Source organism: Nocardioides sp. Z24_21 (genome assembly GCF_058134345.1).
Map to the genome: position 1 here is coordinate 1 of NZ_JBYTTH010000006.1, position 22,219 is coordinate 22,219.

Sequence of the window (22,219 nt, forward strand, 5' to 3'; positions counted from 1 at the left end):
GGGCAGACCGCAGCCCGGCCCCACCCGGAGCGACAACCTCGCCGCGCTGTGCCGGTCGCATCACCGCCTCAAGACCCGCACCGCCTGGCGCTACGAGACCACCGGCCCCGGCGCGTTCGAATGGACCAGCCCCCACGGCCACCACTACCGCCGCGACACATCCGGCACCACCCGGATCGACGAGCCGGACCCACACGGCCCACCCGGCATCCCACGCCCCCGCCGACCATGACCCCGCCCCACACCCCGCCACCCACCCGGTAGCGGGGCCACCTGCACGCACGGGGGCGCCGCACGCCCAGCGGCCCGAAGACTCACCCAGCCCTACGAAGCGTCCGCGCTCACAGCCGCCCGGCCGCGACGTCGATGGCGTGCAGGATGCTCGACAGGCTGCCCGGGTGGGCGAGCGTCAGGTCGGCGAGCTCGTCCGGTCGGAACCAGCGAAGGTCGTCGTGCTCCAGGGGAGCAGCGTTGACGGGTGCGCCTTCCCAGCGCGTGACGAGGAACGCGTGCACGTCGAGTGCGGGGTCGCTGACGGTCAGCGGTATGGGTCGGGGCTCGTGGACGTGGACCCCGAGCTCTTCGAGACACTCCCGCGTGACGGCCTCATGAGGCAGCTCGCCCGGCTCGACATGCCCGCCGGCGAGGTCCCAGCAGTTCGGATACCGCCGACGTGAGGGGTGGCGGTGCACCAGGAGCACCGAGCCGTCGCGCACGAGTGCAGCGAGCGAGATCGCGATCGGTGCGGCCATGGGCGGGACGCTAGCGGCGGGGGCCGACACGCCCGCGCACGGCGATTCTCGTGCCGGACGACATCGGTCCGCCGGGGAGCGGACCACGCGTCGCTCGACTAGGGTCGGCACATGGAACGACGCCACGATGGTCCCGGCGACGAGACCCTCTCACCCGGCGTGCGGCTCGACGAGACGGTCGCCAGCGTCGACACGGATCCGGTGCCGGGCCCGGACGCGGGGCGGAACGTCGACCAGCACCGAGCGCTGCGCGACGACTGACCCGTCCGGCTGACGCACGGACCCGGTGCACGCACTGCGGGGCTTCGCGGGAGACGGTCAGGTCATCCTCGACGGTGCGCCGATCGACGACGGCCGCGCGTCGCGCAACGTCGCGGCATGGCTGGTGGAGGAGTGGGTACGGCTGGACCATGGACGATCGCGAGCGCCCGACCACCAACCAGCCCCTCAACGCCCCCGGTCCACGACCCAAGGTGACGCCGATCCTGGCCGTCATCGGGGTGATCGCGCTGATCGCGCTGATCTTCGTCGTGATCACCCTGGTGCGCTACAACTCCTGACCCGACGCGGGCACGGCCTCAGGGGCCCTCGGGCGCCCAGCGGACGACCAGCAGGGCGATGTCGTCCTCCTGCTCGTCGCTCGCCATGGACTCCAGCAGCCGGTCGGACAGCTCGTCGAGGTCGGACGTGGTGGGGCAGACGTCGGCCAGCAGCCGCATGAGCGACTGGATGCCGTCGTCGATGTCGCGGTCGCGTCGCTCGACGAGGCCGTCGGTGTAGAGGACCAGCGTCGCCCCGGGCTGCAGGGCCACGGCCCCCTCGTGGCGGTCGGCCGCGGGGTCGAAGCCGAGCAGCAGGTCGTTGGCGTCGTCGTCGACCAGCCGGGTGACGGTCCCGTCGGGGTCGACCAGCAGGCCCGGCGGGTGCCCGGCGTGGGACCAGCGCAGCAGCGCGCGTCCCGTCCGGCCGCGCGTCGCCGGCGCCTGCTCGAAGCGCGCCACCACGGCGGTGGCCGTCGTCTCGAGCTGGAGGGACTCCATGACGGTGTCGAGGCCCGAGAGGATCGCGGCGGGAGCGTCGCCGCTGTGGACCGCGATGCCGCGGAGCAGCCCGCGGACCTGCCCCATCGCGGCGGCCGCCTCGACGTCGTGGCCGACCACGTCGCCGACCACGACCACCACGTCCTGCGCCCCGTCGCTCGCGTCGCCCTGGAGGAACGCGTCGTACCAGTCGCCACCGATGCGGGCCACGTCGCCGGCGGGCGTGTAGCGGGTGACCACCTGCAGGCCCTCGCGCCGGGGCGGCGCGGTCAGGATGCTGCGTTGCAGCGCCTCGGCGACGTCGCGCTGCGACTCGTAGAGGCGGGCGTTGTCCAGTGCCAGCGCGGCCCGGGCGCCGATGTCCTCGAGGAGGGACACGTCCTCCGCTGCGAACGCCGTGCGATGGATGCCGCGGAACGCGCTCACCACGCCGACCGTGCGCCCGCGGGCCCGCAACGGCACGATCACCGCGGAGAACGGGGCGAGCTCGCGCAGCCGGTCGCGCGCCACCCCGGGCACGAGGACGGCGGCGACGGCCTCGGTGGCCGAGGACCCCATCAGCACGGGCGTCATCTCGCGGATCGCCTCGGCGAGGTAGGACGAGTCGGTCATGGCCTGCAGCCGCCGCCCGGCGTAGTCACGCAGCGTCTGCGCCATGTCGGGGTCGCGGTGCGACCAGCCGACATCGCGCAGCCCGCGTCGCCAGTCGGTGGCGTTGGGGTCCTCGACCAGCGTGACCAGGCACCAGTCGGCCAGCTCGGGCACCAGCTGGGTGGCCAGCCTGCTGACCCCCTCGGTGGGGTCGAGCGTGGCCGTGAGCGCCTCGGACACCGAGGCCAGCAGCGCCAGGCGGTGCGCGGAGCGGTCGAGCTCGGCGCGCGCCTCCCGACGCGCGGTGATGTCGACGAAGTAGACGGCGAGGCCCTCCGGCGAGGGCCAGGCCCGCACCTCGTACCAGGCGCGCAGCGGCGCGGGGTGGTAGGCCTCGAAGGTCACCGGCTCACCCGACTCAACCGCGCTGCGGTAGTGCGTCTCGAAGCTGCTGCCGACCGACGAGGGGAAGGCCTCCCAGATGGCGGTGCCGATCAGGTGCACACGGCTCGAGCCCAGCAGCCTCTCGGCCTCGGAGTTGACGTAGGTGAAGTGCCAGTCGCGGTCGAGCTGGAAGAAGGCCGAGGGCATCGCCTCCAGCACGCGTCCGACCCGGGCGTCGCCCTCGCGCGCGTCGGTCGTGTCGTACGACGCGCCGACGAGCCGCACCGGCAGCCCGTCGGGCTCGTCGGCGAACGCATGACCGCGCGCCTCGATCCACCGGAGGCGGCCGTCGGGGAGCACCACGCGGTACTCCGCGGCGTAGTCGCCGCAGGTGGCGATGGCGCGCTGGAGGGCGTCGGAGACGCGGCCGAGGTCGTCGGGGTGCAGGCGGCGGTTGAACGCCTCGATGGTCCCGCCGAAGTCGTCCTCGGCGAGACCGAAGAGCTCGAACATCCGGTCGTCCCACCGCAGCTCACCGGTGACGAGGTCCCACACGAAGACACCGACACCCGCGGCGTCCACGGCGAGCCGCCACGCGAGGCGGTCGCTCTCGGCGTCGAGGGGGGACCGGGTCGTGGGCGGAGGGAAGTGGTCGTCGATCACAGGTCCTTCTCACGCACCGATGGCCCACGCTGCTCGAGGCCCCTCCACAGCGTGCCACAGGCCCGGACCGGGCGGCGGCGAACGGCGAAATGTCAGCGCTGACCGCCGGCACGAGCGGCGGGCGGCAGCTCGTGAACGGCGGCAGCCGACGCCGACGCGGGGTCGGCCGGCAGCTGGGCGACCTGCTCGCGACACCACACCGACACGGTCCGGCTGCCGTCGAGCACCGACCGGCGGAACGGCTGCCACGGCTCCCAGCGCGCCTCCGCGACCTCGTCGGGGTCGGGCCGGACGGGACCGACGAGCGACCCCACGAACACCGGGCACATCTCGTACTCCACCACGCCCTCCTGCTCGGCGCGGTAGCGGAAGCGCGGCAGCACCAGGCGCAGGCCGGCGACGGGGACGCCGAGCTCCTGCTCGACGCGCCGGCGCACCGCCTCCTCGATCGGCTCGCCGGGAGCGGGGTGCCCGCAGCAGCTGTTGGTCCACACCCCCGGGAACGTGCGCTTGTGCAGCGCCCGCCGGGTGATCAGCACGTTGCCGTCGTCGTCGAAGAGGTAGCACGAGAACGCGAGGTGCAGCGGCGTCTCGGCGTGGTGGACCCCGGCCTTGTCGGCGGTGCCGACGGCCCGCCCGTCCTCGTCGAGCAGCACCACGAGCTCGGCCGTGCCGGGGGCGCTGTCGGGGGTGTCGAACGTCGGGCTGTCGGTCGTCGGGCTGTCGGTCATGAGGGCCTCCCCACGGGTCGGGCGAGCTGGTTGACGGCGGTGTCGAAGAGCCAGGGCAGCCGCGACGCGGCGGGCACGAGGCGCCTGCGGACGGTGGCGTGCGCGGTGGCCCGCAGCAGGGCGTGGGTGAGGAGCTCGTGGCGGGCGCCGAGCCGGCGGGCCAGGCCGTCGTAGCGCCCGGCCCGGCCCGCGGCGAGGCACGCGACGGCCACGCGGGCCTGCGCGAGCCCGAGGGCGAGGCCCTCGCCGGTGAGGGCGTCGACGTAGCCGCCGGCGTCCCCGACGAGCAGCACGCGGCCCGCCGAGCGCGCCCGGGCCCGCTGGCGCAGCGGCCCCGCGCCCATCACCCGCGTGCGTGGGCCCACCAGGCGCTGCTGGAGGACCGGGAAGTCGTCGATCAGGTCCTCGAAGCGCGAGCCGGCGTCGCCCAGCACGGCGACCCCGACGAGGTCGTCGTCGACGGGCGTCACGTAGGCCTCGGCGCGCGGCGACCAGTGCACCTCGACGTACGACGTCCACGGCGCCTGCCGCACGTGGCAGCGCAGCCCGAACCGGCGGCGCCCGGCGACCGGGGCGTCGAGGCCCACGAGGCGGCGCACCGGGGAGTGCAGGCCGTCGGCGGCGACGAGGTGGCGCGCGGGCTCGCCGTCGACGAGGAGGTGGTCGCCGGCGTCGGCGACGGTCGTCACCGCGCTCGGCTCGACCGGGATGCCTGCCGCGGCGACCCGCTCGGCGAGCGCCTCGTGGAGCACCGTGCGGCGTACGCCCCGGCCGGGGCCGTGGGCGAACCGCGCGGTCGCGACGGGACCCCCCGCGCGGCCGTCGAGGTAGCGGATGCCGGTCAGCTCGCGTCCGTGCGGGTGCACGCCGAGGGCGGCGAGCTCGGCGACGGCGCCGGGCATCAGCCCCTCGCCGCACGCCTTGTCGATCGGGCCGGTGCGCGGCTCGCGCACCACGACGGACAGGCCGGCGCGGTGTGCGTGCAGGGCTGTGGCGAGACCCACCGGCCCGCCGCCGGCCACCACGAGGTCACGCACCTGCGGCCTCCGTGGAGCTCGTGGGGGAGCCGGCGGGTGGGGCCGGGAGGGTGGCGAGCGCGGCGTCCTCCACCCGGATGCGGACGACGAGCAGCGCGGCGTTGAGGACGGTGAAGACGAGCGCGGTGATCCAGGCGGCGTGGACCAGCGGCAGTGCGATGCCCTCGACCACCACGGCGACGTAGTTGGGGTGGCGCAGGAAGCGGTAGGGACCCGACGTCACGGGTGGCATGCCGGGCACCACGATCACGCGGGTGTTCCAGCGGGGGCCGAGGGTGGCGATGCACCACCAGCGCAGCGCCTGGGAGGCGACGACGAGGGCGAGCATCGACCACGCCAGCAGCGACGGCACCTGGGGCTGGCGGATCCATGCCTCTGCCAACGCGCCGACCAGCAGGGCGGTGTGCAGCACGACCATGAACGGGAAGTGGCCGAGCCCGTGCTCGACGCCGCCGCGCTCGCGGCTCCAGCGCGCGTTGCGGGTGGACACGACGAGCTCGGCGATCCGTTCGAGCCCGACGAGCGCCACCAGCACGGTGAACGCGACGAGCCCGGTCATGACGCGGCCCGCAGCAGCACGAGCTCGGAGCAGAAGCCCGGCCCCATCGCCATCAGCACCCCGGGCGAGCCCGGCACGGGCGGCCGCTCGCGCAGCGTGTCCTCCAGGACGTGCAGCACCGAGACCGAGGACAGGTTGCCGACCCGGGCCAGCGACTCCCAGGTGAGCCGGACGGCGTCGCGGGGCACCTCGAGCGCCTCCTCCAGCGCCTCGATGACCTTCGGCCCGCCGGGGTGGCACACCCACCACCCGATGTCGGCGCGGGTGAGCCCGTGGTCGGCGAGGAAGGCGTCGACGTCGCCGCGCACGAAGCGGCCCACCAGCGTCGGCACCTCGGCGTCGAGCACGATCCGCAGACCGTTGCCGGTGACGTCGAAGCCCATGGTGCGCTCGCTGTCGGGATAGAGGCGGCTGCGCGAGTCGAGCACCTCGACCGGCCCCGTACGCCCGGCGCGTCCGGTCGCGACCACCGCAGCGGCGCCGTCGCCGAAGAGCCCGCTCGCCACCAGGTTGGGCACCGACGCGTCGTCGCGCTGCACGGTGAGCGAGCACAGCTCCACCGCCACCAGGACGGCCGTGTGGTCGGGGTGGCCGAGCAGGTAGTCGTGCACGCGGCCGATCCCGGCGGCGCCCGCCACGCAGCCCAGCCCCACCAGCGGCATCCTGCGGACGTCCTCGCGCAGGCCGACCTGCGCCGCGATCCGGGCGTCGAGCGAGGGCACGGCCAGGCCGGTGACGGTCGCGGTGACCACCAGGTCGACGTCGGACGGCGTCAGGTCGGCGGCCTTGAGCGCGTCGACCAGTGCCCGCGAGCCCAGCTCGACGGCGTGCTCGATGAAGAGGTCGTTGGCGTGCCCGAAGTCCCCGATGCCGGCGTACTCCTCGAGCGGCAGGACGGTGTGGCGCCGCTCGACGCCGGCGTTGGCGTGGAGGCGCCGCATCAGCGAGCGGTCGAGGCTGCGCTCGGAGATGAACTCGCCGAAGGCCTCGGTGATGTCAGCCTGCGGATGTGAGTGGGGCGGCAGCGCGCCTCGGACGGAGAGGATCCTCATGTCAGCCACCTCGGGTCTGTGTGGAGGGTTCGGGGGACGGGTCGGGCGGGCGGAGAAGGGCCCGGAGCAGCCCTCCCGCCAGGCGGGTGTCGATGCGGCCGTCGCCGAGACCGAGCTCGACGAGGGTGTCGAAGGCGTGGCGCTCGCGACCCGCGGCGCGGATCCCGGCGTCGACGATCCGCGGCGACTGCGCGAGCCGGGAGGCCGCCCAGGTGTGGCGCAGGTGGGTGCCGAGCAGGTCGCGGACCACCCGTCGGTGCCGGGCGCCGGCCGCGTGCGGCCGCCCGGCGCGCACCGCCTGGGCCGCGGTGCGCCCCGCCGCGATGCCGGTGGCGACGGCGTAGTAGATCCCCTCGCCGGTCATCGGGTTGACCAGCCCCGCGGCGTCGCCGGCGAGCAGCACCGGGCCGTCGGGCTGGTCCCAGCGCCAGCTGCTCAGCGGCAGGTGGTGGCCGCGCCAGTCGTCGCCCGTGCGGGCGGCGCCCGGCACGAGCTCCTCGAGCTGCTCGAGCAGCAGCCGGCGGCTCGGCGCGCGGTCGCCGGTGCGCTCGCCGGGGAGGAGCTCGCCGTAGCCGACGTTGGCCAGCCCGTCACCCCGGTCGAAGGCCCAGGCGTACGACGGCTGGCGGCGGCTGCCGTAGCGGATGACCTGGCGCCCGGCCATCTCGGGCGTGGTGGGCGCGTAGCCGCGGATCGCGATGGCTCGCGGATCGCGCCGCTTGCCCAGCAGCGTCGTGCGCACGACCGAGTGCGCCCCGTCGGCTCCGACCACGACGTCGGCGGAGACGGTGCCCGACACCACGGGGGTGCCGGTGGAGGTGAGGGAGGTGACGCGGTGGGTGCGCAGGACGGCTCCGGCCGCGACGGCGCGCTCGACGAGCCGGGCGTCGAGGACCCGGCGCGGCACGACGTGGACCTCCCGGCGCATCGGCCCGGAGACCGACACGTCGCCGTGGGCGAGCTCGAGGTGGCGCAGCGGGGTCCAGTCGTCCACGACGTCGGCGGCGCCGACGGGCGCCAGCGCGTCGAGGACGTGCGGCGCGATGCCGTCGCCGCACGACTTGTCGCGGGGGAAGTCGCTGCGGTCGACGAGGAGGACCCGCAGCCCGGGCTGCTCGGCGAGCGCGCCGAGGGCCGTGGCCGAGCCCGCCGGTCCGGCGCCGACCACGACGAGGTCCCAGTGCTCAGTGGCGGGTGCGCGGCTCATCGGGCCACCACCAGGAGGAGGGCGTCGACCAGCGCGATGGCGACCGCTGCGGCGAAGGGCGCCCGGCCGGTGCGCGACACGACGACCGCGGCGAGGCCCAGCACGACGACCGCGACGGTGAGCGAGGCGGGGACCGGGGGAGCGGACCCGGCGAGCACGACGCCGGTCGCGACCACCAGGACCGCGGCGGCGACGGGCGCGATGAGCCGAGGCCCGAGCCGGTGGGGCAGCCCGCGTACCCCCGTCGCGGCGTCGTCGGCCAGGTCGGGCAGCACGTTGAGCAGGTGCGCCCCGACGCCGAGGAGGGCCGCGCCCACGGGCCACCACCACGGCGGCGCCTCACCGTCGGCCAGCGTGACCACGGCCGTGAGGCCGCCGAACGACAGGGCGTAGGGCAGCCACGACCACACGGTCGCCTTCAGGCCGAGGTTGTAGCACCACGCCGAGGCCACGCAGCCCAGGTGGACCAGCCCGGCTGCCGGGCCGAGGGACAGCGACAGCGCCACACACACCACGACCGCGGCGGCGCACGCGGCACGGACGAGCGCGACCGCGCCGTCGTCGGCGGCCAGCGGCTTGTCGGCGCGTCCGGCCGCGCGGTCGCGCGTGCGGTCGAGCAGGTCGTTGCTCCAGCCCACGCTCAGCTGGCCGGTCAGCACCGCGGCCACGAGCAGCGCCGTCGTCCCGGGCCTGAGCCCCTGCGCGAGCGCGAGCAGCCCCAGGAGGACGGTGACCGCCAGCGTGGGCCCCGCGTGGGCGGCGTGCAGCAGCACACGAGCGGACGAGCCGACCGTCGCCTCGCTGGGACCGGGGAGGTGTGCCGGGCGCGTGCTCATCGGGCGTCCCCCGGCGCCGCGGCGGTGCCCGACCGGCGCCGGGCCAGGCGCGCCGCACCCACCCCGAGCACCGCGACCAGCCATCCAGCGAGCACGTCGACGACGTAGTGCTCGCCGGTGTAGACGAGCGTGACGGCCATGGCGAGGGGGTAGACGACGAGCAGCATCCGGGACACGCGCGACACCGACGGCCAGAGGAACAGCGCCGCCAGGAGCGCGGCCGCCGCGTGCAGCGACGGCATCGCGGCGACCGGGTTGCTGCCCGACTGGCCGAGCTCCACCAGCCGGCCGACCGGGTCGAGGCCCAGCACCTGCCAGCCCACGTGCGAGATCCGCTCGACGGCACCGATGTCGCCGCGCTCGGCGGCGAGCCACGGCGGGGCGGCGGGGTAGGCCAGGTAGCCCACGATGCCGAGCAGCGACAGGGACAGGACGGCGGTGAGCCACTCACCGAACCGGTCGCGCAGGCGGAACCAGACGACCGCGGTGATGAGCGGGATCGTGAGGAAGTGGGTGACGTAGACCGACGCGGCGAGGGCGTCGTACCAGTGGGCGGACCCGTCGACCAGCCGGGCCTGCAGCCAGACGGTGGGCATCGTGCCCAGCAGCGCCTCGTCGGCGCGGGCCGGGCCGAGCACGTGCAGGCCGGCGCCGAGCCGGTTGGTGTCGTCGCCGTCGCCCACCCCGAGCGGCGCGGTGATCCACTGCGCCAGCCAGTAGGTCAGCAGGATCGCGCTGAGAGGCGAACAGGCGATCAGCAGCTGGGCGATCGGGCCGTGGCGCGACTCCTGGCCCGGCGCGGCCGCGCGGGCCTCCGGCTCGGCGACCGGGGTGCCGAGACGCGAGCGCGAGGCCGCGGGACTCGTCATGTCGCGCTCGTCCTGCGCGACAGGCGCGCGAGGAGCGCCTGCGTCCGGAAGCGGTTGTAGCGCTGGATCGCGATGAACGGCAGGTTGACCAGCACCCCGTAGGCGCCCAGCAGGGCGGCCGCGAGGGGCGGGTTCCACAGCATGAAGAGCGGGCTGCAGCACAGCGCCCACCAGTGCGCCAGCTCGGCGCGACGGGTCTCGCGCACGAAGATCGCCAGCCCGTCGGCGTCCAACGCGGGCAGCTCGCGCTTGCTGACCCCGCCCTCGAAGAGCGCGCCGGCCTCCGGCACGCGGTCCTTCCAGCGGTGGATGCGCAACCGGCGGCGATACCAGCGCCCGCCGTCCTCGAACGCCCGCGCCCGCAGCAGCCATCCGTCGCGGGCGAGCCGGTCGTCGCCCAGGCGGTGGGCCGCGTAGCCGGTCGCGGCGTGGAAGACGCCCCACGCGATCACGTCGACCACGATCGTGAGGCCCTGCGGCATGACGAGGCGCAGCATCAGGCGACCCCCTGCCTCGACCCGCGGTCGGCGAGGGACACCTCGCGGCCGCGCCACGGCACGGAGCGGCGGACGACGGTGAGCGCGAGGGAGCGGGCGAAGACGAGGTCGAAGGCGAGCAGCGTCGCGGGGAACAGCGCCCACGCCCACCACCGGAAGGAGCCCGCGCGGCGCAGCACCCAGCGCAGCTGCAGCGCCGCGCCGACGTAGGCGAGCGCCCAGAGCACGGGGCTGCCCGTGAGCAGGGACGCCCCCTGCCCGGTCGTGGCGGTCACCAGGGACAGCACGGCCCCCACGGCGACGGCGTGGTGCGCGCTGATCCACGCCACTGTCGTCGCGCCGGCCGACGGCGCGGCGGCCGTCGCACCCGAGGCGATGTTCTTGGTCCAGCCGGCCACGAGCTGGCGCACCCCGCCGGGATAGCTGCGCATCCGCACCTCGTCGCCGCCGACCGCGCACCACACGGGCAGCCCGGCTCGCGCGTAGGCGGCCGCCAGCGCGGCGTCGTCGAGGATCGCGGACCTGACCGCCTCGTGCCCGCCCGCGGCGGCGAGGTCGGCGCGCGAGGTCAGCAGGCACGGTCCGAAGGCCATCGGCGGATGGGCCGGGCGCGCCTGACGCCTCCGGCCCGCCCGGGTCGGGGTGAAGGCGCCGCTGGCCATGAGCGCCACGGCGTTGAAGTAGGCCGACAGCTGCTCGTAGGGGCGCACGACGTCGTGGTGCGGCTGCACCGAGACCAGGCCGCCGTGGCGTCGGTGCGCCGTCAGCAGGCCCGCGAGGGCCCCCGGAGCCAGCACCGTGTCGGCGTCGAGGAAGAGGATCAGGTCGCCCGTGGTGGCCGCGGCACCGGTGTGGCAGGCCCAGGCCTTGCCGGTCCACCCGGTGGGCGGGGCTCCGGCGGGAACGACGCGGGCGCCGCCGGCGCGGGCGACCTCGGCGGTCGAGTCGCGGGAGGCGTCGTCGACCACGACGACCTCCGCCACCGCGGGGACCTGCGCGTGCACGGACCGCAGCAGCGCGGGCAGCGTGTGCTCCTCGTCGCGCGCGGGCACGATCACCGACACGGACGCCGCCGGTCGGTCGGCCGGGGGAGCGGTGGGCGAGGGCAGCGTCCGGAGGTCGGCGACCAGGCGCTGCGCGCACAGCGCCGCCGCCAGCAGCAGCACGGCGAGGACGAGGTCGAGCGGGCCGAGGCCCAGGGCGCTCACGGGGCGCGCACGCGTCGTACGACGAGCGGCATGCCGCCGCGGGGGTGGACGGCGGCCTTCGCCTCGGCGACGGGGCGCGACCACGCGCGCGGGTCGCCGGGGAGCTCGAGGCGGTGCTCGGCCAGCAGCTCGGCGAGCACGACGACCATCTCGCCCAGCGCGAACTCGCGCCCGATGCACAGCCGCGGCCCGAGGCCGAAGGGGAGGTAGCCGGTGCGGGCGGTGCCGTCGAGGAAGCGCTCGGGCCGGAATGCCTCGGGGTCGGGCCAGAGGTCGGGGCGCCGGTGGACCAGCCACGGGCTGATGATCGCCAGGGTGCCCACGGGGACGGTGCGCCCGGCCACCTCGTCCTCGCGGACCGAGCGGCGCGAGATGGCCCAGGCCGGCGGGAAGAGGCGCAGCGCCTCGTCGACCACGGCACGCGTCCAGGGCAGCCGGTCGCGGTGCCCGACCAGCGCGACCGGCCCGGGGTGGGCCGCGAGCTCGGCCCGGGCGCGGTCCTGCGCCTCGGGGTGCTCGGCGAGCAGCATCAGGGTCCAGGCGAGCGCGGCAGCGACCGTCTCGTGCCCGGCGATGACCATCGTGACGAGCTCGTCGCGGATCTCCTCGTCGCGCATGCCGCTGTCGAGCAGCAGGCCGAGGAGGTCGTCGCCGTGCGCGGCGGGCGCCCCTGCCGGCGGGTGCGCATTGCGGGCGCGCCGCTCGGCGATGATCGCCGCGGTGGCCTCGTCGAGGCGCCGGCGGGCCGCCCGGAGCCGGAGGTTGGTGCGCGTCGGGGTCCACTCGGCCCGCGGGAGGATCGAGCGCCCGAGCCGCACCACGAGGTCGGCCGACTCGCTCGTCGCGGCCAGCAGGTCGTGGGCGTGGCCGGACAGGTCGGTGCTGAAGAGCGCCCGGCCGACCGCGTCGAGGCCGATCGTGTGCGTGAGCGCTGCCACGTCGACGACCTCGCCGTCGTCGCCCACGCGCCCCAGCCGGGCGGAGATGGCGGTGCGGGCGGCCGCGCGGACCTCGTCGCCGACGGCCCCGAGACGCTGGTGGTGGAACGCCGGGGCGGCCAGGCGGCGGTGCTCGATCCAGTTGGGCTCGGCCGAGGCGAGCAGGCCCGGACCGGTGACGCGCGCGAGCGCGGCGTACTGCACGGTGTCCTTGGTCCAGCTGCGTGCCGAGGTCTGCAGCACGTGCTTGACGTCGGCGGGGTCGGTGAGCAGCAGCGCCGGCGGGCCGGGCACCGGGAACGACACGGTGTCGCCGAAGCGCTGTGACACCTGGCCGAGGAAGCTCAGCGGGTCGGCGCGCACGGAGCGGAAGACCCGCGCCATGTCGAGCGAGGAGGGTCCGGGCACGCCGATGTCGGTGGGCTGCATCGCCTGCAGGCGGGTCGCGACGCTCATGCGCTCGCCTCCCCACGCCGGCGTCCCAGCCAGGTCCAGGCCACGCAGCTGCACAGCACCAGCCCGAAGCCGAACATCAGGTCCTCGACCGGGGCGTAGACCAGCCGCCCGTCGCCCAGGAAGGTGACCTCGCCGCTGCCGAGGATGGCGTCGCCGGAGTAGCGCACGATGCCGCGGCCGGTGAGCCAGCCGTTGGAGAGCAGCTGGAAGAACACGATGATCGCGTAGGCGAGCCACCAGTCGCGGGTCGAGGTGACGCGGGTGCGGACGACCCAGCGGTCGAGCGCCACGGCGAGCACCACGCAGGCGACGGCGATGGTGGTGTAGGTCATCGGGCCTCCTCCCGACGGCGCCCCGACCCGGGTCGTACGCCGCGCCGGGCGGCGCGCACGCCCTCAAGCGTCAGGACCGAGACGAGGGGGATGACGACGAAGAACGCGATCTCCTCCAGCGGCAGGCCCTTGATGCGCCACGGCAGCGTCTGGCCCTCGTCGAACCACCAGTGGCCGGTGTGCGTGGCCCACAGGTCCCACAGCAGGAACGGGGTGCCGGCGAGGCCGATGGTGAGCAGCAGGCGCCCCGGCTGCCGCAGCACGGTCAGCCGGAACGCCGGCACCAGGGGCAGCGTGCCGGCGAGGCAGAACGCGAGCATGGCGACGTAGGCCCAGTGGGGCAGGCTCATGCGCGCACCGGCTGGCTCGAACGGTCGCCGGAGAGCCGCTTGAGGACGAGCTCGGCGCTGATCAGGCACATCGGCAGGCCGACGCCGGGCACGGTGCTGGCGCCGGCGTAGAGCAGCCCGTCGACCTTGGCCGAGGCGTTGCCGGGGCGCAGGAACGCGCTCTGGCGCAGGGTGTGCTCGAGGCCGAGGGCGCCTCCGCGCCAGGCGTGGTAGCGCGTGGCGAAGTCGTCTGGACCGACCGTGTGGCGCACCCGGATCCGCTCGCGCAGGTCGGGCACGCCCGCCCACGACGCGATCTGCTCGATCGCCGCATCGGCGGTGCGCTCGACCGTCTCGGAGCCCGCGCCGTCGTCGCCGCCCCCGCCGATGGCCGTGTCGGCAGGGACGGGGACCAGCACGAACAGGTTCTCCGACCCCTCGGGCGCCACCGTGGGGTCGCTCTCGGACGGTTTGCAGACGTAGATCGAGGCGGGGTCGGGCACCTTGGCATTCTCCCCGAAGATGTCGCGGAAGTTCTGCCCCCAGTCGCGGGTGAAGAAGAGCGAGTGGTGCGGCAGTTGCGGCAGCCGGCCCTCGACGCCCAGCATCGCGAGCACCGCGCCGGTGCCGGGGGAGCGGCCGCGCCACGCGGGCTCGGGGTGGGTCTGCAGCGCGGGCGGGAGCAGCGCGGTCTCGAGGTGGTGCAGGTCGGCGGCGCCCACGACGACGTCGGCGTCGACGGTGCGCAGGCCGTCGGCCGAGTCGTGCTCGACGCCGGTGACGGCGGGTCGGCCGGTGCCGGGGCGGGAGGTGAGGATGCGGGTGACGGGGGCGCCGGTGTGCAGCCGTGCGCCGTGCTTCTCCGCCAGCCCGGCGACGACCCGCACCAGCTCGGTGAAGCCGCCCTGCGGGTAGAGCACCCGGTCGCCGAGGTCGAGGCGGCTCATCAGGTGGTACATGCTCGGCGCGCGGCTCGGGGAGGAGCCCAGGAAGACCGCGGGGTAGCCGAGCACCTGGCGCAGCCTGGTGTCGGTGAACGACCCGGCGACGTGGCTCTCCAGCGACCGCGTGAGGAGCCGGCCCAGGGCAGGCGTGCGGCGTACGACGTCGGGGTGCGCGAACGCGCCGGGGGAGTCGAAGCTGGTGTAGAGGAAGCGCCGCAGCGCCATGTCGTAGGTGTCCTCGGCCGAGCGGAGGTAGGCGTCGAACCGCTCACCGGCCCCCGGCTCCAGCGACTCGAACAGGGCGCGGTTGTGGGCGCGGTCGGGGCGCAGGTCCATCGGCTCGGGGTGCCCCTCGAAGAACACCCGGTAGCTCGGGTCGAGCACGGTGAGGTCGAGCTCGGCGTCGGCCGAGGTGCCGAGGAGGGCGAAGAAGTGCTCGAAGACCTCGGGCATGAGGTACCACGAGGCCCCGGTGTCGAACCGGAAGCCGTCGCGCTCGAGGCTGCCGACCCGGCCGCCGAGGTCGTCGTTCTTCTCCAGCAGGTCGACCGAGTGGCCACGGGAGGCGAGCAGGGCGGCGGTGGCCAGCCCGGCGATCCCGCCGCCGACGACGACCACGCGCCGTGGCGTGCCGTCGGTGTGGCGAGACGTCGGGACCAACCGGCTGAGGCGTTCGGGCAGGCGCAGCGTCACGAGCGGCCTCCGCGCAGCGCGCCGACGGCGAGCCGCAGCTTGACCGGCGCCGGGACTTGGACCCGGGTGGCGCGGATCTCTTCGGCGGAGGCGGCGTGCAGGCGCTCCGCGAGCTCGGCGAAGGTGGCGTGGGCCGCCCACACGGCGCGCCGGCTGCTGGGCGGAAGGTCGGGCACGACCGCCGCGGCGGCGCGCAGGTCGGCGTCGACGTCGTCGAGGATCCGGTCGCGGTCGGCGTCGCAGAACGAGTCGGCCTCGACCCCGGGGAAGTAGTCGCGCCGCAGCAGGTCGTGGTCGTCGGACAGGTCGCGCAGGAAGTTGAGCTTCTGGAAGGCGGCCCCGAGGCAGCGGGCGCCCGCGGCGAGCCGGTCGTACTGCGCGTCGCGGTCCGCGCGGGCGTCGGGCGCGGCGAGGAAGGCGCGCAGGCACATCAGCCCCACGACCTCCGCCGAGCCGTAGACGTAGCGGTCGAAGCTCTCCTGGGTGTGGGTGGCGGTGTCGAGGTCGGTGCGCATCGAGGAGAAGAACGGGGTCACGATGTCGTGCTGGATGCCCACGGCGACGGCCGTGCGCGCGAACGCGTGCACCACCAGGTTGCCGCTGTAGCCGGCCCGCAGCGCGTGGGTCACGTCGGCCTCGAGCCAGTCGAGCATCGTGGCGCGGGCGTCGCGGCCGAGTGCGGGGTCGGGGTTGTCGACGATCTCGTCGGCGACCCGCACGAGCGCGTAGATGTTGCGGACCTGGGTGCGCACCGGCTCGGCCAGCAGCCGCGAGGCGAGCCCGAACGAGCTGGAGTACTCGCGGATGACGACCGCGGCGCTGGCCTCGGCGACCGCGTCGTAGAGGCTGCGGGGGGTGCCGCGCCCGACGAACATCGTCATGCCGCGACCTCGCTGTCGTCGATCAGCACGGGCGGCATCACGGTGACGCCGTCGAGCAGGTCGCCGGGGATGCCCAGGCCGTCGAGCACGGTGCGGGCCTGGGCGAGGTGACGCTCGGCGAGGTCGGCCACGAACCGGCGCGACCCCGACTCGACCAGCAGTGCGCGGGCCTCGTCGAGCTCGGCGTCGGTGAGGTCGTGGCCGACGTAGCCGCTCACCTGCTTCCACTGCGGCGTCGTGCGGGCGTGGACGAGGAGGGGCGTCTGCTTGCGGGTGCGCAGGTCGCCCGTCGAGCTCTTGCCGGAGCGGGCCGGGTCGCCGAACACGCCGATGAGGTCGTCGACGAGCTGGAACGCGATGCCGAGCGCGCGCCCGGCGTCGTCGAGCCGGGCGGTGGTCGCGGCGTCGGCGCCGGCCAGGACCGCGCCGGCCTGGAGGGGCAGCGAGAACGAGTACGCGCTGGTCTTCTGCGCCTCCATCTCCAGGCTCTGCGCGAGGGTGGCGGGGGCGAGGCCCAGGGCGAGGCGGACGTCGGCGAGCTCGCCCGATGCGGTGCGGTGGAGCGCACCGTCGAAGAGGTCGAGCAGGCGCCCCACGACCGGGGCCGGGGCGCCGCTCAGCGCGACCGTCCGGACGGCGGCGGCCAGGGCGAGGTCACCGGCCAGGATCGCGGCGGTCAGGCCGTAGCCGGCGGCGACGTCGGACGTGGCGCCGTCGACACCGGCGAGGGCGCGGAAGGTGCCGCTGACGTTGGGCCGGCCGCGGCGCACGTGGTCGTCGTCGATCACGTCGTCGTGGATGACCAACGCGGTGTGGAGGAGCTCGACGGCGGCGCCGACCTCGACGGCGGCGTCGTGGCACTCACCGCCCAGCGCGTCGTGGGCGGCGACGACCAGCGCGGGACGGAAGCGCTTGCCGCCCTCGGTCGAGGCGCACAGCGCCTCCCAGAGCAGCGCGTGGTGGGCGTCGATGGCGCTCGCGCGACGGCGGCCGTCGTCGAGGACCCGTGCCAGTGCCTCGTCCGTGCCTGTGCCGGTCATCTGGTGCCTCCCGCGGTTGGACAATCCTTACCCAGCAAAATCTATGCAACACTTCCAAGTAGATCTAGGCACGGTGCGAAGGAGTGCAGGACGTGGACGCCAGCCCTCGCGATTCCCTCTCCATCGGGGACCTGGCCCACAGGAGTGGAGTACCCATTTCCACGCTCCGCAGCTGGGAGAAGCGCTACGGATTTCCCCGGCCGAGCCGGCAGGGCGGTGGGCACCGCCGCTACACCGAGGCCGACGTCGACGCCGTCCTCGACGTCCTGGCCCGTCGGCGCGGAGGGCTCTCGCTCGCGGCCGCCATCCGGCGCGCGGAGGTCCCGCCCCTGCGCTCGGGCTCCGTCTTCGCCGAGCTGCGCCGCCTGCACCCGGCGCTCGCGCCGCAGGTGCTCACGCGGCGCACGCTCGTGTCGATGAGCCGCGCCATCGAGGACGAGTGCTGCGCCCGTGCCGCCGACCCGGTCCTCTTCGGCTCGTTCCAGCGCGAGCAGTTCCTGCGCCCCTCCTACGACCGGTGGCGCGAGCTGGCGCGCACGGCCCTGTGCACGGTCGTGTTCGCCGACTTCGCCGAGCCGGCGCCGCCGCGCCCCGGCGAGCCCGTCGAGGTGGCCGTCCCGCCCGACTCCCCGCTCACCCGGGAGTGGCTGGTGGTGTGCGACGCCGTCGACCTGCCGGCGTGTCTGGCGGCCGTCCAGCGTCCGGGCCAGCTCGCCCACCCGCCGAAGGAGCGCACCTTCGAGGCCTTCTGGTCGGTCGACCCGCAGGTCGTGCGCGACGCCGGCCGCATCGCCGCGTCGCTGGCCGACGAGCTGCGCCCCGGCTGGCGCGAACTGGTCGACCTGGCCCCCCAGCCCGACCCCCGCGGCGCGTCGGAGGACCTGCACCGGGCCTCGCTGCTCTTCGACCGGATGGTCGGTTACATCGACGCCGCCCGATGAACCCCGGACACGACCGAAGGACCCGGTCGCCGTGGGGCGACCGGGTCCTTCTCGGGGTCCTTCTCGGGGTCCTTCTCGGGGTGCGGGGGAGTCAGACGGTGACCGTCTGCCGCTCCGTCGCGGTGCCCTCCTCGGCGGTGCGCTTCGCGTGCCGCAGGCCGAGCAGTGCGAGCGCCAGGAGGGCGATGCCCCCGGCGAAGGCGGCGATCGCGGCGTATCCGGCGATGGTGCCGATGGTGGCGAACGCGTAGCCGTAGAGGAGCAGGCCGCGGAGCGTGTTGCCCATGAAGAGCGACTGGCGCAGGCCGCCGAGCGCCTGGCCCTCGGCGCTGGCCTTGCCCTCGTCGTCGAGCGCGAGGTACTCGCCGCTCACCTCCTGGTAGGTGCGACCGTCGCTCGAGGAGTTCATGTGCGCCAGGATGTAGTGGTCGGCGTAGGCGCGGGCCTCCGGGCCGGTGTCCATCACGCTGCCGGCGTACTTCTCGAGGGCGCTCACGTCCTCGTCGGACAGGCCGCCGAGGGCGTCGCCTTCCGGCATCACGATGTCCTGCATCGTGAGCTGGTCGTTGACCTGGTCGCCGATGAACGAGCTGGCCCACGTCAGGAGACCGCCAGCGACAAGGAGAACGACGGCGAGGGCCACGCCCGTCCAGGAGACGAGCCGGTCGAGAAACGCGCGCATGTTGTGCCTTCCGTCAGGGCGGGTACTGGGTCGTCCCCGCCTCGTGTCCGAGGTTAGGGACGAGCGAGGTGCGCCCGCATGGGGCGAAGGCACCCAACCCGGGAGGACCTAGGTCCCGTCGGGTCCTGCGGATGTCGTCCTGAAGTCGGGGTCGTGCCTCTCCGGCGCCGTTGCTCGCGCGCCGACGGGGGTACCTGCTGGCATGCCCGCACGCCCCCGCGCCCCCCGCGTCGTCATGGTCACCGGTGCCTCCAGCGGCATCGGCGAGGCGGCCGCGCGCCAGGCCGCGCGCCGTGGCGACCACCTCGTCCTGCTGGCCCGCGGCCGCGAGGCGCTCGAGCGGGTGGCGCTTGACTGCGACGGGCTCGGCGCGGCGTCCACGATGGTCGCGCCGGCCGACATCAGCGACGACGCGCAGGTCGAGGCCGCCGTCGCCGCCGCGCTCGCGCGGCACCTCGCCGTCGATGTCGTGATCGGCAGTGCGGGCGTGGTCGCCTACGGCCGGGTGGACGAGGTGCCGGCCGAGGTCTTCGACCAGGTGGTGGCGACCAACCTGCTCGGCTCGGTCAACCTCGCGCGCCACGTGCTGCCGGTGCTGCGCGCCCAGGGCACCGGCGACCTGGTGTTCGTCGGGTCCGTCATCGGCCACATCGCGGTGCCCGACATGGCCGCCTACGTCCTCAGCAAGTGGGGGGTGCGCGCCCTGGTGCGCCAGCTCCGCGTCGACAACCGCGACCGCCCCGGGGTGCGCATCGGCTACGTCGCCCCCGGCGGCGTCGACACGCCGATCTACGGGCAGGCGGCGACGTACGGCCGGGCGGCCGGGAGGCCACCCTTCCCGGTCACGACCCCCGAGCGCGTCGCCGCGCGCGCCCTCGGCGTGGTCGACGGAGGCCGCGGCGGCCAGGTCGGCCTCGCCAACCAGGTGATCCGCCTCGGCTTCACGGCCGTGCCGTGGGCCTACGACCGGCTCGTCGGCCCGTTGTTCGCCCTCGCGGCCCAGGACCAGACGGTCGACGTGACGCCCGGTCCGGGCAACGTGCTGGGCTCGCGCCAGGAGCACAACCGCCTGCGCGGCGGTCACGGCAGCGCGCTGCTCGCCATCGGCGCCAACGCGGTGGCGCTGGCCCGCCGGCGGATCAAGGGCGGCTGATCGCGGTCGGGTCGTGATCGGACCGCGGTCGGGCGCATGGACCCCCACCTCGGGGGAACAGGAAGCACCAGCCCCACCGACCCCAGGAGAGTGCATGAACGCCAGCAAGCCCGTGGCCGCCGCGAAGAAGGCGGCAGGTGAGGTCGTCGACGCCGTCGCCGAGGCCGTCTCGCTCACCGACAAGCCCGTCCCCGGTGCCCCCGGCAGCGAGCCGCCGACGCTTGAGGAGCCCACCGAGCCGCGCGAGGTCCCGCCGCCGAAGCCGGACCAGCAGCAGCCCACGCCCCTCTCGCCCACCGGCGCCCCGAGCGCGGACCCGGCCACCGCCAGCGCGCAGCAGGGTGCCTACCTCACCACCGCGACCGGCGTGCGGATCGGCGACAGCGACCACTCGCTCAAGGCCGGACCGCGCGGCCCGACCCTCCTCTCGGACCACCACCTCCGCGAGAAGATCATGCACTTCGACCACGAGCGCATCCCCGAGCGCGTCGTCCACGCCCGCGGCGCGGGAGCCCACGGCGTCTTCGTCGCGAACGGCGCGGCGTCGCAGGTCTCGCGTGCGGGCGTCTTCGAGAAGGGTGAGGAGACCCGCGTCTTCGTGCGCTTCTCGACGGTCCTCGGGTCCCGCGGGTCGGCCGACACCGTGCGCGACACCCGCGGCTTCGCGACGAAGTTCTACACCCGCGAGGGCAACTGGGACCTGGTCGCCAACAACATCCCGGTCTTCTTCATCCAGGACGGGATCAAGTTCCCCGACGTCATCCACGCGGGCAAGCCGCACCCCGACCGGGAGATCCCGCAGGCGCAGAGCGCCCACGACACGTTCTGGGACTTCGTGTCGCTGCACACCGAGGCCCAGCACCACGCGCTCTGGAACATGTCGGACCGCGGCATCCCGCGCAGCTACCGGATGATGGAGGGCTTCGGCGTCCATACGTTCCGGCTCGTCGACGCCGAGGGCGGCACGACGCTCGTGAAGTTCCACTGGAAGCCCCGGCTCGGGGTGCACTCCCTCACGTGGGAGGAGGCGCAGCTCGCGGGCGGGGTCGACCCCGACTTCCACCGCCGCGACCTCTATGACGCCATCGAGGCGGGCGCGTTCCCCTCGTGGGACCTCGGCATCCAGACCTTCCCGGACACCCCCGACCAGATGTTCGAGGGGATCGACCTGCTCGACTCGACCAAGCTCGTGCCCGAGGAGCTGGCGCCCGTGCAGGTCATCGGCACCCTGACCCTCAACGGGAACCCGACGAACTTCTTCGCCGAGACCGAGCAGGTCGCCTTCCACACCGGCCACCTCGTGCCGGGCATCGACGGCACGGACGACCCGCTGCTGATGGCCCGCAACTTCTCCTACCTCGACACCCAGCTCACCCGGCTGGCGGGGCCGAACTTCAACCAGATCCCGATCAACCGCCCGCACGCGCCGGTCAACGACAACCACCGCGACGGCTTCCACCAGCAGGCGGTGCACGGCGGGGTCGCGCCCTACAAGCCCAACTCGCTCGACGCGGGCTGCCCGTTCTTCGCGGGTGCCGACGAGGGGGCGTTCGTCGACGTGCCGGTGACGGTGCCCGAGGGCTCGAAGGTCCGCGAGAACCCGGCGTCGTACGACGACCACTTCAGCCAGGCGCGACTGTTCTGGCTGAGCATGAGCGCGGTCGAGCAGGAGCACATCGTCAACGCCTACTCCTTCGAGCTGGGCAAGTGCTACGAGCAGGCGATCAAGGAGCGCCAGCTGCTGGCCCTGGCCAACATCGACGCCGGGCTGTGCGCCCGCGTCGCGCAGTCCCTCGGCCTGCCCGCTCCCGAGCCCACCGTGCAGTACGACGAGCCCCGGCCCAGCCCCGCGCTGTCGCAGCTCGGCGAGACCTGGCCGGCCGACGGCCGCCTCGTGGGGATCGTCGTCGACCCGGACGGCGACCTGTCGGGCGTCGCGGCGCTGCGTGAGGAGCTGATGGCAGCCGGCGTGCTGCCGCTGCTCATCGCGCCCCGTGGCGGCGAGCTGGGGGAGGGCCTGGTGGCCCAGCGCACCTTCGCGACCGCGCGGTCCATCGAGTTCGACGCACTCGTGGTCGCCGGCGCCGCCCCGCCGGCCGCCGACGCGTTGACCAGCCGGGACAGCAAGGCCGGGGCCGCCGCCACCGTCGCCACCGACCCGCGCGTGGGCCTGCTGGTGGAGGAGTGCTTCCGCCACTGCAAGGCCGTCGTGGCCTTCGGCGAGGGGCGCGCCGTGGTGGACGAGCTCGGCCTCGCCGGCGCCGGTGTGCTGACCGGCGACGGGGCGGGTGACGTCCAGGGCGACCTGATGACGCTGCTCGCCGGGCACCGGTCGTGGGAGCGCTTCGCGACCAGCGTCTGACCGCGTCGAGGTGGGACGCCGAAACCGGGGTGAGCCGGCCGC

The 22,219-nt window shown here is 74.8% G+C and carries 23 protein-coding genes and 1 pseudogene; 6 read left to right on the forward strand and 18 right to left on the reverse strand.

The genetic code is table 11. From position 1 onward, the window contains the following. Positions 1 to 232 (forward strand): annotated as a pseudogene (locus AC3X7Z_RS17315) (hypothetical protein); the annotation flags it as partial. Positions 233 to 341: 109 nt separating this feature from the next. Here the strand turns inward: AC3X7Z_RS17315 and AC3X7Z_RS17320 are convergent. Continuing rightward, entirely contained in the window at positions 342 to 752 is a 411-nt protein-coding gene (locus AC3X7Z_RS17320) for an NUDIX domain-containing protein (protein ID WP_489976716.1), read from the reverse strand. A gap of 111 nt (positions 753 to 863) precedes the next feature. Here AC3X7Z_RS17320 and AC3X7Z_RS17325 point away from each other — a divergent pair, with 111 nt between their 5' ends. Next, positions 864 to 1,013, forward strand: coding sequence for a hypothetical protein (locus AC3X7Z_RS17325; protein WP_489976717.1), 150 nt, complete (start codon positions 864 to 866; stop codon positions 1,011 to 1,013). 149 nt (positions 1,014 to 1,162) lie between these two features. Then, positions 1,163 to 1,312: a hypothetical protein gene (locus AC3X7Z_RS17330; RefSeq protein ID WP_186341106.1), complete on the forward strand. Its 150-nt coding sequence runs from the start codon at positions 1,163 to 1,165 to the stop codon at positions 1,310 to 1,312. A gap of 18 nt (positions 1,313 to 1,330) precedes the next feature. On the opposite strand, the gene AC3X7Z_RS17335 is transcribed toward AC3X7Z_RS17330, so the two are convergent. The 16 genes from AC3X7Z_RS17335 to AC3X7Z_RS17410 form a co-directional block, all read right to left on the reverse strand. Then, positions 1,331 to 3,430, reverse strand: a complete 2,100-nt coding sequence (locus AC3X7Z_RS17335) for a SpoIIE family protein phosphatase (protein WP_186341107.1) — start codon at positions 3,428 to 3,430, stop codon at positions 1,331 to 1,333. Positions 3,431 to 3,522: 92 nt separating this feature from the next. Beyond that, positions 3,523 to 4,161: an isopentenyl-diphosphate Delta-isomerase gene (gene idi / locus AC3X7Z_RS17340; protein WP_489976718.1), complete on the reverse strand. Its 639-nt coding sequence runs from the start codon at positions 4,159 to 4,161 to the stop codon at positions 3,523 to 3,525. Beyond that, positions 4,158 to 5,198 (reverse strand): NAD(P)/FAD-dependent oxidoreductase, encoded by a 1,041-nt coding sequence (locus AC3X7Z_RS17345; RefSeq protein WP_489976719.1) that lies wholly within the window; start codon positions 5,196 to 5,198, stop codon positions 4,158 to 4,160. Before AC3X7Z_RS17345 ends, idi begins: the two co-directional genes overlap by 4 nt. Next, positions 5,191 to 5,757, reverse strand: coding sequence for an isoprenylcysteine carboxyl methyltransferase family protein (locus AC3X7Z_RS17350; protein ID WP_489976720.1), 567 nt, complete (start codon positions 5,755 to 5,757; stop codon positions 5,191 to 5,193). Before AC3X7Z_RS17350 ends, AC3X7Z_RS17345 begins: the two co-directional genes overlap by 8 nt. Continuing rightward, on the reverse strand, positions 5,754 to 6,809 hold the full coding sequence (locus AC3X7Z_RS17355) for a type III polyketide synthase (protein WP_489976721.1): 1,056 nt from the start codon (positions 6,807 to 6,809) through the stop codon (positions 5,754 to 5,756). Before AC3X7Z_RS17355 ends, AC3X7Z_RS17350 begins: the two co-directional genes overlap by 4 nt. A 1-nt stretch (position 6,810) precedes the next feature. After that, positions 6,811 to 8,016 (reverse strand): NAD(P)/FAD-dependent oxidoreductase, encoded by a 1,206-nt coding sequence (locus tag AC3X7Z_RS17360; RefSeq protein WP_186341112.1) that lies wholly within the window; start codon positions 8,014 to 8,016, stop codon positions 6,811 to 6,813. After that, complete coding sequence (locus AC3X7Z_RS17365; protein WP_489976722.1) at positions 8,013 to 8,852, reverse strand: UbiA family prenyltransferase; 840 nt, start codon at positions 8,850 to 8,852, stop codon at positions 8,013 to 8,015. The genes AC3X7Z_RS17360 and AC3X7Z_RS17365 overlap by 4 nt, the downstream gene beginning before the upstream one ends. Beyond that, on the reverse strand, positions 8,849 to 9,721 hold the full coding sequence (locus AC3X7Z_RS17370; RefSeq protein WP_489976723.1) for a phosphatase PAP2 family protein: 873 nt from the start codon (positions 9,719 to 9,721) through the stop codon (positions 8,849 to 8,851). Before AC3X7Z_RS17370 ends, AC3X7Z_RS17365 begins: the two co-directional genes overlap by 4 nt. Further along, on the reverse strand, positions 9,718 to 10,218 hold the full coding sequence (locus AC3X7Z_RS17375) for a glycosyl-4,4'-diaponeurosporenoate acyltransferase CrtO family protein (protein WP_489976724.1): 501 nt from the start codon (positions 10,216 to 10,218) through the stop codon (positions 9,718 to 9,720). The genes AC3X7Z_RS17370 and AC3X7Z_RS17375 overlap by 4 nt, the downstream gene beginning before the upstream one ends. Beyond that, positions 10,218 to 11,426 (reverse strand): glycosyltransferase family 2 protein, encoded by a 1,209-nt coding sequence (locus AC3X7Z_RS17380; protein WP_489976725.1) that lies wholly within the window; start codon positions 11,424 to 11,426, stop codon positions 10,218 to 10,220. The genes AC3X7Z_RS17375 and AC3X7Z_RS17380 overlap by 1 nt, the downstream gene beginning before the upstream one ends. Then, on the reverse strand, positions 11,423 to 12,820 hold the full coding sequence (locus tag AC3X7Z_RS17385; protein WP_489976726.1) for a cytochrome P450: 1,398 nt from the start codon (positions 12,818 to 12,820) through the stop codon (positions 11,423 to 11,425). Before AC3X7Z_RS17385 ends, AC3X7Z_RS17380 begins: the two co-directional genes overlap by 4 nt. Next, positions 12,817 to 13,152, reverse strand: coding sequence for a lycopene cyclase domain-containing protein (locus tag AC3X7Z_RS17390; protein WP_186341118.1), 336 nt, complete (start codon positions 13,150 to 13,152; stop codon positions 12,817 to 12,819). Before AC3X7Z_RS17390 ends, AC3X7Z_RS17385 begins: the two co-directional genes overlap by 4 nt. Further along, positions 13,149 to 13,502: a lycopene cyclase domain-containing protein gene (locus tag AC3X7Z_RS17395; protein ID WP_489976727.1), complete on the reverse strand. Its 354-nt coding sequence runs from the start codon at positions 13,500 to 13,502 to the stop codon at positions 13,149 to 13,151. The genes AC3X7Z_RS17390 and AC3X7Z_RS17395 overlap by 4 nt, the downstream gene beginning before the upstream one ends. Beyond that, positions 13,499 to 15,118, reverse strand: a complete 1,620-nt coding sequence (gene crtI / locus AC3X7Z_RS17400; protein ID WP_489976728.1) for a phytoene desaturase family protein — start codon at positions 15,116 to 15,118, stop codon at positions 13,499 to 13,501. Before crtI ends, AC3X7Z_RS17395 begins: the two co-directional genes overlap by 4 nt. Next, a complete protein-coding gene (locus AC3X7Z_RS17405; RefSeq protein ID WP_186341119.1) occupies positions 15,115 to 15,999 on the reverse strand; it encodes a phytoene/squalene synthase family protein in 885 nt (294 codons plus the stop codon). The genes crtI and AC3X7Z_RS17405 overlap by 4 nt, the downstream gene beginning before the upstream one ends. Beyond that, positions 15,996 to 17,039 (reverse strand): polyprenyl synthetase family protein, encoded by a 1,044-nt coding sequence (locus AC3X7Z_RS17410; protein ID WP_489976729.1) that lies wholly within the window; start codon positions 17,037 to 17,039, stop codon positions 15,996 to 15,998. The genes AC3X7Z_RS17405 and AC3X7Z_RS17410 overlap by 4 nt, the downstream gene beginning before the upstream one ends. A 92-nt stretch (positions 17,040 to 17,131) precedes the next feature. On the opposite strand from AC3X7Z_RS17410, the gene AC3X7Z_RS17415 reads away from it, so the two are divergent. Further along, positions 17,132 to 17,980 carry a DICT sensory domain-containing protein gene (locus AC3X7Z_RS17415; RefSeq protein ID WP_186341121.1) on the forward strand — a complete coding sequence of 283 codons (849 nt, stop codon included), beginning with the start codon at positions 17,132 to 17,134 and terminating at the stop codon, positions 17,978 to 17,980. A 91-nt stretch (positions 17,981 to 18,071) separates the two neighbouring features. On the opposite strand, the gene AC3X7Z_RS17420 is transcribed toward AC3X7Z_RS17415, so the two are convergent. Next, the gene (locus tag AC3X7Z_RS17420; protein ID WP_489976730.1) at positions 18,072 to 18,662 is read right to left on the reverse strand and encodes a hypothetical protein; all 591 of its coding nucleotides are present in this window, start codon (positions 18,660 to 18,662) and stop codon (positions 18,072 to 18,074) included. A 202-nt stretch (positions 18,663 to 18,864) separates the two neighbouring features. On the opposite strand from AC3X7Z_RS17420, the gene AC3X7Z_RS17425 reads away from it, so the two are divergent. Both AC3X7Z_RS17425 and AC3X7Z_RS17430 read left to right on the forward strand, forming a co-directional pair. Continuing rightward, entirely contained in the window at positions 18,865 to 19,815 is a 951-nt protein-coding gene (locus tag AC3X7Z_RS17425) for an SDR family NAD(P)-dependent oxidoreductase (protein ID WP_186341123.1), read from the forward strand. A gap of 94 nt (positions 19,816 to 19,909) precedes the next feature. Next, complete coding sequence (locus AC3X7Z_RS17430) at positions 19,910 to 22,177, forward strand: catalase (RefSeq protein ID WP_186341124.1); 2,268 nt, start codon at positions 19,910 to 19,912, stop codon at positions 22,175 to 22,177. Positions 22,178 to 22,219: the final 42 nt, after the last annotated feature.

Coding starts and splice junctions, on each gene's coding strand:
- AC3X7Z_RS17385 (WP_489976726.1), bottom strand. CDS start 12,820: ATGAGCGTCGCGACCCGCCTGCAGGCGATGCAGCCCACCGACATCGGC.
- AC3X7Z_RS17325 (WP_489976717.1), top strand. CDS start 864: ATGGAACGACGCCACGATGGTCCCGGCGACGAGACCCTCTCACCCGGC.
- AC3X7Z_RS17410 (WP_489976729.1), bottom strand. CDS start 17,039: ATGACCGGCACAGGCACGGACGAGGCACTGGCACGGGTCCTCGACGAC.
- AC3X7Z_RS17360 (WP_186341112.1), bottom strand. CDS start 8,016: ATGAGCCGCGCACCCGCCACTGAGCACTGGGACCTCGTCGTGGTCGGC.
- AC3X7Z_RS17330 (WP_186341106.1), top strand. CDS start 1,163: ATGGACGATCGCGAGCGCCCGACCACCAACCAGCCCCTCAACGCCCCC.
- AC3X7Z_RS17430 (WP_186341124.1), top strand. CDS start 19,910: ATGAACGCCAGCAAGCCCGTGGCCGCCGCGAAGAAGGCGGCAGGTGAG.
- AC3X7Z_RS17420 (WP_489976730.1), bottom strand. CDS start 18,662: ATGCGCGCGTTTCTCGACCGGCTCGTCTCCTGGACGGGCGTGGCCCTC.
- AC3X7Z_RS17365 (WP_489976722.1), bottom strand. CDS start 8,852: ATGAGCACGCGCCCGGCACACCTCCCCGGTCCCAGCGAGGCGACGGTC.
- AC3X7Z_RS17375 (WP_489976724.1), bottom strand. CDS start 10,218: ATGCTGCGCCTCGTCATGCCGCAGGGCCTCACGATCGTGGTCGACGTG.
- AC3X7Z_RS17370 (WP_489976723.1), bottom strand. CDS start 9,721: ATGACGAGTCCCGCGGCCTCGCGCTCGCGTCTCGGCACCCCGGTCGCC.
- AC3X7Z_RS17395 (WP_489976727.1), bottom strand. CDS start 13,502: ATGAGCCTGCCCCACTGGGCCTACGTCGCCATGCTCGCGTTCTGCCTC.
- AC3X7Z_RS17320 (WP_489976716.1), bottom strand. CDS start 752: ATGGCCGCACCGATCGCGATCTCGCTCGCTGCACTCGTGCGCGACGGC.
- AC3X7Z_RS17390 (WP_186341118.1), bottom strand. CDS start 13,152: ATGACCTACACCACCATCGCCGTCGCCTGCGTGGTGCTCGCCGTGGCG.
- idi (WP_489976718.1), bottom strand. CDS start 4,161: ATGACCGACAGCCCGACGACCGACAGCCCGACGTTCGACACCCCCGAC.
- AC3X7Z_RS17405 (WP_186341119.1), bottom strand. CDS start 15,999: ATGACGATGTTCGTCGGGCGCGGCACCCCCCGCAGCCTCTACGACGCG.
- AC3X7Z_RS17355 (WP_489976721.1), bottom strand. CDS start 6,809: ATGAGGATCCTCTCCGTCCGAGGCGCGCTGCCGCCCCACTCACATCCG.
- AC3X7Z_RS17425 (WP_186341123.1), top strand. CDS start 18,865: ATGCCCGCACGCCCCCGCGCCCCCCGCGTCGTCATGGTCACCGGTGCC.
- AC3X7Z_RS17350 (WP_489976720.1), bottom strand. CDS start 5,757: ATGACCGGGCTCGTCGCGTTCACCGTGCTGGTGGCGCTCGTCGGGCTC.